Source organism: Clostridium sp. Cult1 (assembly GCF_021655095.1).
Lineage (GTDB): Bacteria > Bacillota > Clostridia > Tissierellales > Tepidimicrobiaceae > Schnuerera.
This window is the reverse complement of record NZ_PPXW01000001.1, coordinates 1,408,237-1,420,412: the sequence shown is the minus strand read 5'-3', so window position 1 is coordinate 1,420,412 and position 12,176 is coordinate 1,408,237. Positions and strand designations below refer to the sequence as shown.

The window sequence follows — 12,176 nt, the reverse complement described above, 5'->3', positions numbered from 1 at the left end:
TTTATAAATCCGCATCCACCTAATATTAAATTATTCTTTCTAGCTATGAGAACTTCATAAGCTTCTTCTATGCTTTTAGGTGCAATATACTCCTTTATCGTAATCATCTTTCTTCCCCTCTCACTGCCTTAGATTCTAAATACTTTTTAATCGCCCTGATCTGTCCCTTATATCCTGTACATCTACAAAGATTGCCATTTAAATAATGGTATATTTCTTCTTCACTAGGCTCAACTAATTCTTTTTCCATAGCAAGTACCGTCATTATGAATCCTGGTGCACAATATCCACATTGTTCCGCCCCTTCATTAGCTAAGAAATCGGTAAATTCTTTGGCTTTATCTCTTATGCCTTCCAAAGTGGTTATACTTTTTCCTTCTGCCCTTACCGTAAGATAAGTACAGGATAGCACAATCTGTTCATCAACCCATATTGTGCATAAACCACAAGAGCTTGTATCACATCCCCTTTGTACACTTGCATAGCCAAGTCGCCTTAGAGTATCCAGTAAACATTCATCTGGTCTAACATCTAATAACCTATTGTTATTGTTTATGGTTAATGCTACCTTCATATAATCACCCTTATGTTAGAAATTTTATGAGAATCATTAAATACCAAAAACTGATTGCAATATCCCATAATATCCCTTAGCACCTTTTTCTAATTGTTCAATTTCTATATATTCATTGATTGTATGGGCTAGGTTTTCTTGTGATGGTCCAAACCCTATGGTTTTAATTCCTTTTTCTCCTGCATAGTGACTTCCGTTAGTACAGAAAGAATAATGAGTAATTTCGGGATTTAAACCAGCTTCCTTTAATCCTTTATATGCTGCTTGAACAAACTCATCATCTTCTTCAAATAACCAACCCGGGAAAAATCTTTCCCCAGTAATAGTTTCTCCTGTATAACAAATTTCAGTTCCCACTGCATATGAAACCTTAGCATCTAGTTCAGGGTCTTCTTTCATCATCTGGCTTAGAAGTTCTTTTATTGGTGCTAACACAGATTCCTTTGTCTCTCCTACCAACAATCTTCTATCAAAAGTAGCTTTACAATACTCTGGTACAACAGAAGCACCCGGATATGGAGAGGATTTAATATCTGTAAGTACTAAAATACCTTCTCCTAATTCTTCATGTACTATTGGTTTTAGTTCTTGAATTCTTTTTATTATATTAGCCATTTTATAGACTGAATTAATACCTTTCTCAGGATTAGCAGAGTGGGCTGGCTTTCCAAACACTTCTATTACAATTTCTGCCCTACCTCTTTGCCCAATTTTTAAATTTAACTCTGAAGACTCCCCTATTACTACATAATCGGGATTAATGGCATCACTAATCTTCCTTGCAGCTACCCCTTCAAATATTTCCTCATGAACAACTCCTGCTACATATATATTTCCATCAAAGTCCTTATTAGTATCTTCAGCAAAATAAGCTGCTGCAGCTATCATGGCACTAACTTGTCCCTTCATATCCGATGCTCCACGTCCATATATCCTTCCCTCTGATATCTCCCCACAGAAAGGACCAAACTTCCATTTTTGTTCATCAGTTACAGGTACATGGTCTATATGTCCGTCAAACAAAATAGTCTTGCCTGGTCTTTTTCCTTTGATATGACCTATAACATTTCCATAACTATCTACAAAGCAATCATCAAAGTTAAATTCTTTGAAAACCTTTTTAATAGCTTCTACTACTTTATCTTCCTGGCCAGAAATGCTAGGATTTCTTATTAACTCTTGACATAATTTAATTAGTTTTTCTTTTCTTACTTCAGTTAGCATCCTCTCATCCTCCACTTATTAAGCGATCTTATTTTGTGCATTCTCCCAGCCATACAATGCTTCTATATTTATCTGGGTCTGTATCTCCTTCTGTGCTAAATAATAATATTTTAGATTCTTCATTAAGATTCAGCTTCTCTCTTAGTTCTCTGTATTCATCATTTTTCATTATTTCTACTAATAGCCCAGTAGTTACCGCCCCTGACTCTCCTGAAATTACATAAGGATCATCTTTTAATGGATTTCCTAATATCCTCATTCCATTAGCTGCAACCCAGTCAGGACAGGATACAAACATTGAACTATGATTTTTAAGGATCTCCCATCCTATTGTATTTGCTTCTCCACAAGCCAATCCAGCCATTATTGTTTGTAAATCTCCCCCAACAGCTACAGCTTTTCCATCTCCAGCTACCGCCGATCTATAAAGACAATCTGCAATATTCGCTTCAACTATAGTTGTAGTAGGGCAATCTTTTCCATAAATAGATGCAAAAACTCCTTGAACTGCCGCTGCCAGTGAACCTACTCCAGCCTGTACAAATATATGGGTAGGTCTATCCACTCCTAATTCCTCTAATTGCTCTATTGCCTCTAATGCCATAGTTCCATATCCTTGCATAATCCACGTGGGAATATCTTCATACCCTTCCCAAGCTGTATCTTGAATTACTACTCCACCATTTTCCTCAGCATATTTAGCTGCCAATCTAACGCAATCATCGTAGTTCATATCCTGAACTGTAACTTCTGCTCCTTCTTTTCTAATGTTTTCCACCCTTGCCCCCGAAGAACCTTTTGGCATATATACTACAGATTTTTGCTTCAGTTGATTAGCCGTCCAAGCTACTCCACGCCCATGGTTGCCGTCAGTAGCAGTCACAAATACCATATCTCCTAGCTTTTCTCTAGTTTCATTAGATATCAGTGTTTCATATCCTAGTTCCGAAACATCTTTACCAAGCTTTTTAGCCATATATTTAGCTATTGCAAAAGAACCGCCTAAAACCTTGAAGGCATTTAATCCAAAACGATAGGACTCATCCTTCAAATAAATTCCTCCCAGGCCTATATAACTTGCTAATTCTTTTAAATCTTGTAAAGGCGTTTTTGAATATTGTTCAAAACTTTCATGAAAAGTTCTAGCTTTATTTATTTCATCTTTATTTAATATTTTTATACACCCTTCTACATCCGTTTTAGAAAGTTGATTTTCCTTCCATTTTATAATTTCATTCATTGCTATTACTCCTCTTTATATATTTATTATTTCACTTCATCATTCCCAATAATAATAAAGTAGAATTAAAAATTAATTCTACTTTATTTTTTATGTTTTTTAATCAAATCAAACGCAGTATACTCATCAGTTATTAGAGTATCTATCCAATTACCTTTTATACAAGCTAGTATAGCTTGTGTTTTATAAGTCCCCGATGCTATTGCAATAACCTTCTTGGCTTTTCTTAACTGAGATAAATTTATAGCAATTACCGGCGTCTGAGAGATAACTGGTCTTCCAAAGGAATCTATTAAATTTATGCACAAATCTGCTACCACTTTTTGACCAGTTTCTTCTTCGGCTTTTAACACTAAATCCCTATAGTAGCTGTTATTTTTTTGGAAGATAGCCCCTATACCAACTACTGCCCAATCCAATTTATCCCACAAATCAAACGTATGTTTTAACTCAGGATCTGATAATATAGCATCTTTAGTAGTTTTATGTCCTAAATAGACTGGAGAATATACATAATGGCAAACTCCACCTAAGCTCTGTGCTGCTTTCCTTGCTGTTTCGTTTAATTGATACATAGAATCTATGCTTCCCATTCCACCAGCTAAAGGAACTGTTTTTATTCCTACACGTTTGTTACCTGACAGATTGCTGACTAACCCATAAACAGAAGAACCTCTGCCTATACCTATCGTTTCATTGTCACAAATATTGTCTTCTAAATAATTGGCTGCTGCTTTATATACTCTGTTTTTAGCCAACTCTTCTTCAATAGAAGATGGAACAACAATAGCTTTAAAAGGCCTATCTTCTGTAGAGAATATTTCTTCCAGCTTCGTTGCCAATTCTTTAGCTTCTGAATTTGGATTATTTACGGTAATCTGAACAACTCCCAAATCATGAGCATAAGATAATAGCTTTGAAATCATAGGCCTAGAATAATTCAGCTTATCAGCAATCTCCTGTTGGGTTTGTCCCATTTCATAGTAAAGTTCTGCTACCCGAACTATTACCTCAATATCTTCCTCTATTTTTGACATACTACTAGACCCCCTTTAGTTTCACATATAACTACCTACTTGTTCTTTCCAGATAATACTTCAGCTAAAGAAGTCCCCTTATTTTCTACAACAACCCTAAACTCTACTTCAACTCCTAAATCTGCTAATTTTTTGAAAATCTCTACCTCTTCAGGAGAAGCTTGGATATTTCTAAACAATTTTGATCTACCAGCTTTTGAACCCATTCCTCCTACGTTCAAATGACTTATCTTTATACCTGCTTCCACTAGAGCTAGTATAGCTTCAGGAGTCTTAGCAAGTATTAATATTCTTTCATTAGCCGTCGGCTCTCCATTTAATAATTCTATAGAATCTTCAATAGTATAAGCATTAACGGATACTTTTGGTGGAGCTGCCATTTTTAATATATCTAGCATGAATGAATCTTTTGCTACTAGATCATCAACAATAACTATACGATTTGCCTGTGCTTGACGCATCCACCCTGTAACCACTTGACCATGGATTAGACGATCATCAATCCTTACAAATACTATATCTTTCATATTTTCCCTCCTATATATTTATATAATACATGTATTATGCGTTATTAATCTCAAAAATACCATCATTTCCTACCTTTTTGGCCTCTAAAATAGCTTCTTCAATAGTCATAGAATTGTAGCGACTGCTGATTAACTCTAAAAGCATAGGTAAGTTAGCACCTGTTATACACTTACAACCTTTCTCCTTTACTATAAAAGTAGATAAGTTTGCAGGAGTACCTCCTTTAAGATCAGCTAATATTACAAATTCATCATAAGAACTAACGGCTTCTTTTAATCTTCCTAAATATGTTTCAGGACTATCTGTTGGTAATAATGGAACTGCCACCATGTTTTCCTGTTCTCCCAAAATCATTTCCGCAGCATTTGTAAGCCCAGTAGAAAACTCTCCATGTCCAACAACTATTATAGCAAACATTTATATCTCCAACCTCCCATTACTCCATAGTCACAACAATTCTATAACTTCCTGGTTCAATAGCCATATCAAAAGCCTTGCTAATATCTTCAAAAGGTACGGTTGCCCTTATAAATTTATTCAAGTCTATACGATTGGCATTTACTATAGAAACTGCCCTTGCAAAATCATATCGAGTTGGGCTGATAGTTCCAACTAAACGATATTCCTTATAATGTAAACTATTTAAGTCTATTGGCGCCTCTGCACCTTCTGGTTGATAATAAGAAGTATAAATTACTATACTCGCTCCACCAGATGCATGTTTAAATAAAGTTGGCACAAGTTGAGGTGGTCCAGCAGTAACAAATATACTATCAACGCCATATCCATCCGTAATTTCTTTTATAACAGATTCCATATCCTTTGTTGGATCTATTACCCAATCAGCAAAACCTTCAGCTATTTTACGCCTTTCCTCATCAACTTCAGAGATTACTACCTTTGCACCACGTAAACGTAATATTTCTGCATGAAGTAATCCCATTATTCCAGCCCCTATTATAAGTACTGTGTCTCCCATTTGTACATCTGCTTTATCAACACTCCCAATACAACAAGCCACTGGCTCAATAAGAGCAGAACTGACCATATCTGCATCTTGACTCATTTTAAACACTTGATAATCTGGTACAATTAAATATTCTGCAAAACCTCCTGGTCCTGCTGGTCGTCCAGGTCTATGCAAAGAGTTCCACTTTATACAACGATTGTCATCCCCTTTCCTACATGGAGGACATTGTCCACATCTATTCATACGACAAACAACAACTTTGTCTCCTACTTTTGCTTCAGTTGCAGCCAACTCTCCTACTTCTTCTACAATACCTACTACTTCATGCCCAGGATAAAAAGGATATTGATCTCCACGGGCTCCTCTATAAATACCTTGATCTGAAGTACAGATAGCACAAGATGAAATTTTAACTTTTACTTCATCAGGATTTAATTCTGGCATTTCCCAATCATTCAATTCTATATTTTTTGGACCTTTTATTGTAGCAATCTTATAAGTCTTCATTATGTCTCCTCCTTAAACTCTACCCGATGCACCTAACATTCTTATATAGTCTCTAATTACTGGAATTGCTGCTTCATTAGCAGGTTTCCATATAGTTGCTGCCTTTAATTTTTCTAAAGGATTATTATCGAGTATTTCTTTAGTTTTTTCTACAATTGGTATTTGTATATCTGTAAAAACATTTACTTTTGCTACTCCCAACTTAGGAGTTTTTTCTACCCCTGGCGTTCCAGAAGAACCATGTAAAACCAATGGGATGGATACTTTTTTACTTATCTCTTCAAGTCTTTCTAAATCAAGTTTTGGTTCATAATTATAAGCACCATGAGCAGTACCTATAGCTACAGCTAAAAAGTCTACATTGGTCAATTCTACAAACTTAGCAGCTTCATCTGGATCTGTATAGAATTTTTCATTGTCTGCTTCGTCTTGATTACCTTGTCCCACATGACCTAGTTCTGCTTCTACTGAAACTCCACAAGCATGAGCCATTTTTACAATCTCTCTAGTTGTTGCCACATTCTCATCAAAAGGTTTCTGAGAAGCGTCAATCATAACTGAAGAAAATCCTTCACGAATAGCCTTCATAAAAGATTCAAACCTGTATCCATGGTCTAGATGAAGAGCAACAGGAACTGTTGCATTTCTTGCAGCAATTTTAGCAATAGCAGCTATATAACCTGCATAATCTTCTCCATATGCTTCAATTGTCTTTTCACCTAACTCCATTAAACAAGGTGCTTTTTCTTCTTCACATATTTTTACTATTGTTTGAATACTTTGTAAGTCTGTAATATTAAATGCTGGCAATGCATAACCTTCTTTTCTTGCCTTTACTAATAATGTCTTTGTACAAGCTAGTGTCATTTTACTCCTCCCTCTCCTATTTCAGTAAAACATAATAATTTCTGAAGCAGTATTTCTACTGCTTCAGATTTAAATTTTTATATTATTCCTAAAGCTCCTACTATAATACCTATAATAAATATTCCTAAAATTAACTTACTAACACTTACCTTACGACGTAATGCAGTCCAACAACCTATAACCAATAATAAAGGTAAGATATTAGGAGCAATTTTATCTAATATGTCAGCTTGTATGCTTATTGGCTCTCCAACAGAAAGTGGAATTTCATATTTAATTTGAAAGTTGATATAACGTGCAGTTAAAGTTCCTGCAGCCAACAAACCAACCATACTCGCTCCCTCTGTTACTTTGTTTAACAAACCTGATGCCATAAGTTTGCTTAGCAAAGGTCGTCCTTCTTTATAAGATTTTTTAAACCACCAATAGTCTAAAGGATATGAAATACCTAATACTAACAATGTAAATAATATGGGTCCAGCAATATTCCCTTGTAATCCTAAACCAATACCTATTGATAATAGTATTGGGAAAATAGTTGCTTGGAAAATAGAGTCTCCCAACCCAGCAAGAGGTCCCATAAGAGAAACTTTAACTGCATTTATAGTTTCCCCTTCTATTTCAGCTCCATTAGCTTTTTGTTCTTCCATGGCAGCTGTAAGACCTAATATTATAGAGCCTGTTGTAGCATTAGTATTGAAAAAAGTTAAATGTCTTTTATATGCTTCAATTCTATCTTCTTTTTTGGTATAAAGTTTCTTTATTGCTGGCAGCATTGCATGGCAAAATCCTACTCCCATCATTCTTTCATAGTTAACACTACCATTTATGAAAGACACCCATCTTGCCCACATTCCAAAAAGGTCGCGATCATTTAAAGTTACTTGTACATTTCCATTATTTTTACTCAATGTTTGCCACCTCCGCATCTTTAGGTCTATAGATCATAAATGCTGCACATATTCCTAAACCTACTACTGCTAATATATCTAAACCTAAAAAGGCTGCTAGAATAAATCCAACAAAGAACATTGGCAACATTTCCTTACTAGTTGCTGTCATATAATGCAATAACATTGCATATCCAACAGCTGGTAATAGTTTACCTGTAGCTTGCAATCCAGCCATTAATTTATCTGGTAAGAACCCAAGAATAGCTTCTACTGCCTCTGGTCCAAAATAAACAGCTAAGAAGGTTGCAAGACCTGGATATATAAGACACACTAAAACTGGTGGCAGAACATTCACCATAGCAATACCTTTTGGATTGTCTTCATCAGCATATTTATCTGCCTTATGACAAAGAACTGCAAATAGGGATTGTCTCAAAGTTCTAAAAGATACTCCAATTAATGCAATAGGTATAATAACTGCAAGGGCCATTTCAGGAGTCATATCAGCTAATATTCCTAAAGCAGGTCCAAGAACTCCTGCTATTCTAGTATCGGCAGGGGTTTGGTCCCCAACTACTATTACTCCTATATAGACTGCATTTATAGTTGCACCAATAATTGTACCCTTTATAGGATCTCCCAGTATAAGACCAACAATTAATCCAGACACTAATGGTCGTCCAAAAGCAAAAAAACGAGTATTAAATGTTAAAGGACTTTCAATCCAAAATGCATAAAGTGCCACTAATAGAGCTTTAAAAAACATTTTCATACCTCCATCTCTTTAAATTTTAATTTAAAATCAAGTTGAAATAATTTTACTACCCTCCTTTATAACAAATTTTTTATGAAATTTTATTTATTATAAAATATTTGTTTCTTAATATTTGTCATGACATTTGTTATGTTGATACATATTCGACACTTTTCCCTATTATCCTTCTTTTTTGAAAGTTTTTATTTTTATTTATTTTGAATCGGATAATCGATCTTATATCATTGCAAGTTATATGCCAATATTTTTTTATAAAAATATATTTTATCGATTAAGATGTACAAACTAAGTCTGTGTTTTCAAAGGGTAGAACCATCAAAGGTCATGTTTATAAATATAATATTGATATATAATAAAGGCTTAATTATCAAAATGATAAAAAGATTATCATTTTGATAATTAAGCCTTTCCTTATGGACTTCTATTTTAAATGGTTTTCCAAAGAATAATTATCATTTTGATAATTATTCTTTAATCTTCCTATATAGAGTAGCTACACCAATACCTAATTTCTCTGCTGCTAATTTCTTTCCTTCTGTACTTGTTCCAAATATTTGAAGGGCTTTTTCTATATATTCCTGTTCTACTTCTTTTAATGGTTTAATCCCATATTCCCCCTTAGGGTAAATTATATCCCTATTATTTAATACACCTTCAGGCAGCATATCTTTTGTTAATATTCCAGTATCACTAGCTATATTGATCATATATTCAATAGTATTTTGAAGCTCTCTTACATTGCCAGGCCAGGAATAACTTAATAATATATTCTTACATTCATCTTCAATATCATGGATATACTTATCAAATAAAATATTATATTTGTCAATTAACTTATCCATTATTAATTCTACATCCCCATCCCTTTCCCTTAAGGAAGGAACTTCTATGGGGATTACATTCAATCTATAATATAAATCCTCTCTAAATTTATTCTCTTTAATCCTTTGTTCCAAGTCTAAGTTAGTAGCAGCTATAACTCTAATATCTAAATCAATAGGTTGATTAGATCCTATCCTGGTTACAGTCCTTTCTTGCAGAACCCGTAAAAGTTTGACCTGCATATATAGGGGCATATCTCCTATTTCGTCTAATAATATAACTCCTCCATTGGCAAGCTCGAATTTACCTATTTTACCATTAGGATTTGCTCCTGTAAAAGCTCCCTTTACATAACCAAATAACTCTGATTCCATTAAAGCTTCTGGCATAGCACTACAATTTACAGCAACAAATGGCTTATGCCTTCTATCGCTTAAATCGTGGATTGCTCTTGCTACTAATTCCTTTCCCGTCCCACTTTCTCCCGTTATTAATACTGTGGATTGGGTGGAGGCAATTCTTTTTATCTTTTCCTTTAATACTTTCATAACTTTAGATTCACCTATTATAGAGTCCAAAGTTATCCTCTTTTCGCTAGTGGTTATCTTATAGATATCCGAGTTTATCTTATTCATATTATTGAATATAAATACTTTTGCATATTCCTTAGATATGGAGTGGATAGGTATAATATTTCCTACTAAATAGAAGCTTTTTCTATCTACCTTTAATTCGTAAAGCTCCCCTCCCATTATATACTCATATTTATCTATCAACTTTACTCTTTTCTCCAATTCAGTAGAATACAGTTTTAATTCTCTCATTGCATTATTATTGACCATAGTTATTTTATCATCTGAGTCTAATACCAATACACCTTTATCTACATTATTTAATATTTTCCTTAGTACCTGAGCCCTTTCAATCTGCATTTTTGTCTCATTATGCTGATATACCTTAGAAGATATAAAATCTCCTATTTGATGCAAAAATTGCATTTGGGAGTCTATATTTTCTAAAATAAGTTGTTTTTGTTCATCGGTAGAACAAACTAAACCTATTACCCCTATAATTTCTTCCTCATAGACAAGGGGAGTTGATATTTCCAATTTCTCTATACAGCTATCCTTTTCAACACAATCCCTACAAAGTTCATGTTCTCTAGGATTTTCAATTATTTGAGGTTTTCCTGCCTCTATTACCTTTCTATATACAGAACCCTTATTTACCGCATCTATCTGGTCCTTAAATATCCCGGTTCCAGCAATTCTTCTCATGCCTTCATCTACTATTTCAACATCTACCTTTATTACATTAGATATTACTTCAGCATACTTAATAACGTCTTCCTTAATTTCCTGTAATAACGAAGTCATGATATCACTCCTTTGAAGTCTATGGGTGTATCCACATCAAATCCTAATATCCCATCTTCTATAGCCACCTTTTTTACTAAAGATATATTTCTCTTTATAATATCTCTTCCCCCCTTATCTCCTTCTATCTGTAACAAATCCTCTTTAAATCGAGATGAAAAAATAGTAGGAGTCCCATTTCTACCATTATAATAGGGGACTATAATAGGATATTGATCTTTTTCATATTCCTCAATTAATCTATCAATTAACTTACTCGTAATAAAAGGCTGATCTCCCATTAAAAACATATAGGCTTCCCCATCTTTGGCTGCCTTTATCCCTAATTTCATACTCTCCGATTGACCAAAAGAGGCATTAGGATTATATACGGTTTTAAGCTGATATTTATCTCCTATTTTCCTTACCTCTTCTTTTCTATATATTAGTATTATTTCCTTTAAAGAAGAATCTTTACAACTTCTAATAACCCTTTCCACCATTTTAACTCCACCTATTTCTATTAAAAGCTTGTCCTCCCCCATCCGTTTTGAAAAACCTGAAGCCATTATAATTCCAGCAACCATATCTATTCTCCTAATAAAATTTTTTCCTTCTTATATCGGTAACCAATACAGTGTCCTTGAAACCATCTCCCAATAAAATTCGCCTTATTCTACTTCCTTTCAATATAGTTTTTTCATTATAGGCTTTATTTAATAGAAGAATTCTTTCTCCTTTGGTTTCTTTAAATAGCCCTTCTGAATGTAAAATATATTTAACTATAATTTCTTCGTCTATTATATCAGAATATTTTGTACTTGTAATCTTTGTAAATATTTCCGGTCTATGAACTATATCTTCTATTTTCTTTCCTAAAGAATCTAATCCAACTATTCCTATGGTCTTAGTAGTGTTTTTAGGTATTACCGGTTCATAAAAGGCATGTCCCTTTATAGATTTTCCTTTAGCACCATCCGCTTCTATTAATACAAAATCGAATAATTCCTTCTCAATTATCTCTTCTATTTTTTCCAATGAAATCCCTATTAGTTTCCTCCTTTCGACTCTATCTCCAAATATTGTAATACTCCCTTTCTTTGGATTAAGATCTTCTATCTCCCTTAAAAAATAATAATCGTAAGCCTTCTCTGGATTATAAATTGCCGTTGTAGTTGTAATAAGTACCTTTTTATTAAGTTCTTTTAATTCTTCTCCTAGTGCAAAAGTGGTGGTAGTTTTTCCACCACCACCTATTAATGATAAAACTTCTCCCTTATGAATATCTAACCCTAAACCTTCATATATACGCATTCTTATCACCTATCCCCTATTACAATTATATTACAAATAAGTTCTCCCAAGGCTACCCCATCATAAAGGT

General features: G+C 34.0%; 13 protein-coding genes. All 13 read right to left on the bottom strand.

Translation table 11 applies throughout. From position 1 onward, the window contains the following. Window positions 1-103: 103 nt before the first annotated feature. Entirely contained in the window at window positions 104-574 is a 471-nt protein-coding gene (locus C3E89_RS07030; RefSeq protein ID WP_236911746.1) for a (2Fe-2S)-binding protein, read from the bottom strand. 36 nt (window positions 575-610) lie between these two features. Further along, complete coding sequence (locus C3E89_RS07025; RefSeq protein WP_236911745.1) at window positions 611-1,798, bottom strand: YgeY family selenium metabolism-linked hydrolase; 1,188 nt, start codon at window positions 1,796-1,798, stop codon at window positions 611-613. Window positions 1,799-1,826: 28 nt separating this feature from the next. Further along, a complete protein-coding gene (dpaL, locus tag C3E89_RS07020; RefSeq protein WP_236911744.1) occupies window positions 1,827-3,038 on the bottom strand; it encodes a diaminopropionate ammonia-lyase in 1,212 nt (403 codons plus the stop codon). 83 nt (window positions 3,039-3,121) lie between these two features. Continuing rightward, window positions 3,122-4,075, bottom strand: coding sequence for a sugar-binding transcriptional regulator (locus C3E89_RS07015; RefSeq protein ID WP_236911743.1), 954 nt, complete (start codon window positions 4,073-4,075; stop codon window positions 3,122-3,124). A gap of 35 nt (window positions 4,076-4,110) precedes the next feature. Further along, window positions 4,111-4,602 (bottom strand): PTS sugar transporter subunit IIB, encoded by a 492-nt coding sequence (locus C3E89_RS07010; protein WP_236911742.1) that lies wholly within the window; start codon window positions 4,600-4,602, stop codon window positions 4,111-4,113. 34 nt (window positions 4,603-4,636) lie between these two features. Next, on the bottom strand, window positions 4,637-5,020 hold the full coding sequence (locus C3E89_RS07005) for a PTS sugar transporter subunit IIA (RefSeq protein WP_236911741.1): 384 nt from the start codon (window positions 5,018-5,020) through the stop codon (window positions 4,637-4,639). Window positions 5,021-5,039: 19 nt separating this feature from the next. Further along, the gene (locus tag C3E89_RS07000; RefSeq protein WP_236911740.1) at window positions 5,040-6,080 is read right to left on the bottom strand and encodes a zinc-dependent alcohol dehydrogenase; all 1,041 of its coding nucleotides are present in this window, start codon (window positions 6,078-6,080) and stop codon (window positions 5,040-5,042) included. A 12-nt stretch (window positions 6,081-6,092) separates the two neighbouring features. Next, entirely contained in the window at window positions 6,093-6,947 is an 855-nt protein-coding gene (locus tag C3E89_RS06995; RefSeq protein ID WP_236911739.1) for a class II fructose-bisphosphate aldolase, read from the bottom strand. Between the two features lie 77 nt (window positions 6,948-7,024). Beyond that, complete coding sequence (locus tag C3E89_RS06990) at window positions 7,025-7,858, bottom strand: PTS system mannose/fructose/sorbose family transporter subunit IID (protein ID WP_236911738.1); 834 nt, start codon at window positions 7,856-7,858, stop codon at window positions 7,025-7,027. After that, entirely contained in the window at window positions 7,851-8,606 is a 756-nt protein-coding gene (locus C3E89_RS06985; RefSeq protein WP_236911737.1) for a PTS mannose/fructose/sorbose/N-acetylgalactosamine transporter subunit IIC, read from the bottom strand. Before C3E89_RS06985 ends, C3E89_RS06990 begins: the two co-directional genes overlap by 8 nt. A 473-nt stretch (window positions 8,607-9,079) precedes the next feature. Further along, window positions 9,080-10,813, bottom strand: coding sequence for a sigma-54-dependent Fis family transcriptional regulator (locus tag C3E89_RS06980; RefSeq protein WP_236911736.1), 1,734 nt, complete (start codon window positions 10,811-10,813; stop codon window positions 9,080-9,082). Beyond that, entirely contained in the window at window positions 10,810-11,379 is a 570-nt protein-coding gene (locus tag C3E89_RS06975; protein ID WP_236911735.1) for a nucleotidyltransferase family protein, read from the bottom strand. The genes C3E89_RS06980 and C3E89_RS06975 overlap by 4 nt, the downstream gene beginning before the upstream one ends. A gap of 10 nt (window positions 11,380-11,389) precedes the next feature. Beyond that, on the bottom strand, window positions 11,390-12,106 hold the full coding sequence (yqeC, locus tag C3E89_RS06970; protein WP_236913445.1) for a selenium cofactor biosynthesis protein YqeC: 717 nt from the start codon (window positions 12,104-12,106) through the stop codon (window positions 11,390-11,392). Window positions 12,107-12,176 lie beyond the last annotated feature (70 nt).

Excerpts from the sequence above, each read along its gene's own strand:
- yqeC (WP_236913445.1), bottom strand. The coding sequence starts at position 12,106 with ATGCGTATATATGAAGGTTTAGGGTTAGATATTCATAAGGGAGAAGTT.
- C3E89_RS06975 (WP_236911735.1), bottom strand. The coding sequence starts at position 11,379 with ATGGTTGCTGGAATTATAATGGCTTCAGGTTTTTCAAAACGGATGGGG.
- C3E89_RS07015 (WP_236911743.1), bottom strand. The coding sequence starts at position 4,075 with ATGTCAAAAATAGAGGAAGATATTGAGGTAATAGTTCGGGTAGCAGAA.
- dpaL (WP_236911744.1), bottom strand. The coding sequence starts at position 3,038 with ATGAATGAAATTATAAAATGGAAGGAAAATCAACTTTCTAAAACGGAT.
- C3E89_RS07030 (WP_236911746.1), bottom strand. The coding sequence starts at position 574 with ATGAAGGTAGCATTAACCATAAACAATAACAATAGGTTATTAGATGTT.
- C3E89_RS07025 (WP_236911745.1), bottom strand. The coding sequence starts at position 1,798 with ATGCTAACTGAAGTAAGAAAAGAAAAACTAATTAAATTATGTCAAGAG.
- C3E89_RS06995 (WP_236911739.1), bottom strand. The coding sequence starts at position 6,947 with ATGACACTAGCTTGTACAAAGACATTATTAGTAAAGGCAAGAAAAGAA.
- C3E89_RS07005 (WP_236911741.1), bottom strand. The coding sequence starts at position 5,020 with ATGTTTGCTATAATAGTTGTTGGACATGGAGAGTTTTCTACTGGGCTT.
- C3E89_RS06985 (WP_236911737.1), bottom strand. The coding sequence starts at position 8,606 with ATGTTTTTTAAAGCTCTATTAGTGGCACTTTATGCATTTTGGATTGAA.
- C3E89_RS06980 (WP_236911736.1), bottom strand. The coding sequence starts at position 10,813 with ATGACTTCGTTATTACAGGAAATTAAGGAAGACGTTATTAAGTATGCT.
- C3E89_RS07000 (WP_236911740.1), bottom strand. The coding sequence starts at position 6,080 with ATGAAGACTTATAAGATTGCTACAATAAAAGGTCCAAAAAATATAGAA.
- C3E89_RS07010 (WP_236911742.1), bottom strand. The coding sequence starts at position 4,602 with ATGAAAGATATAGTATTTGTAAGGATTGATGATCGTCTAATCCATGGT.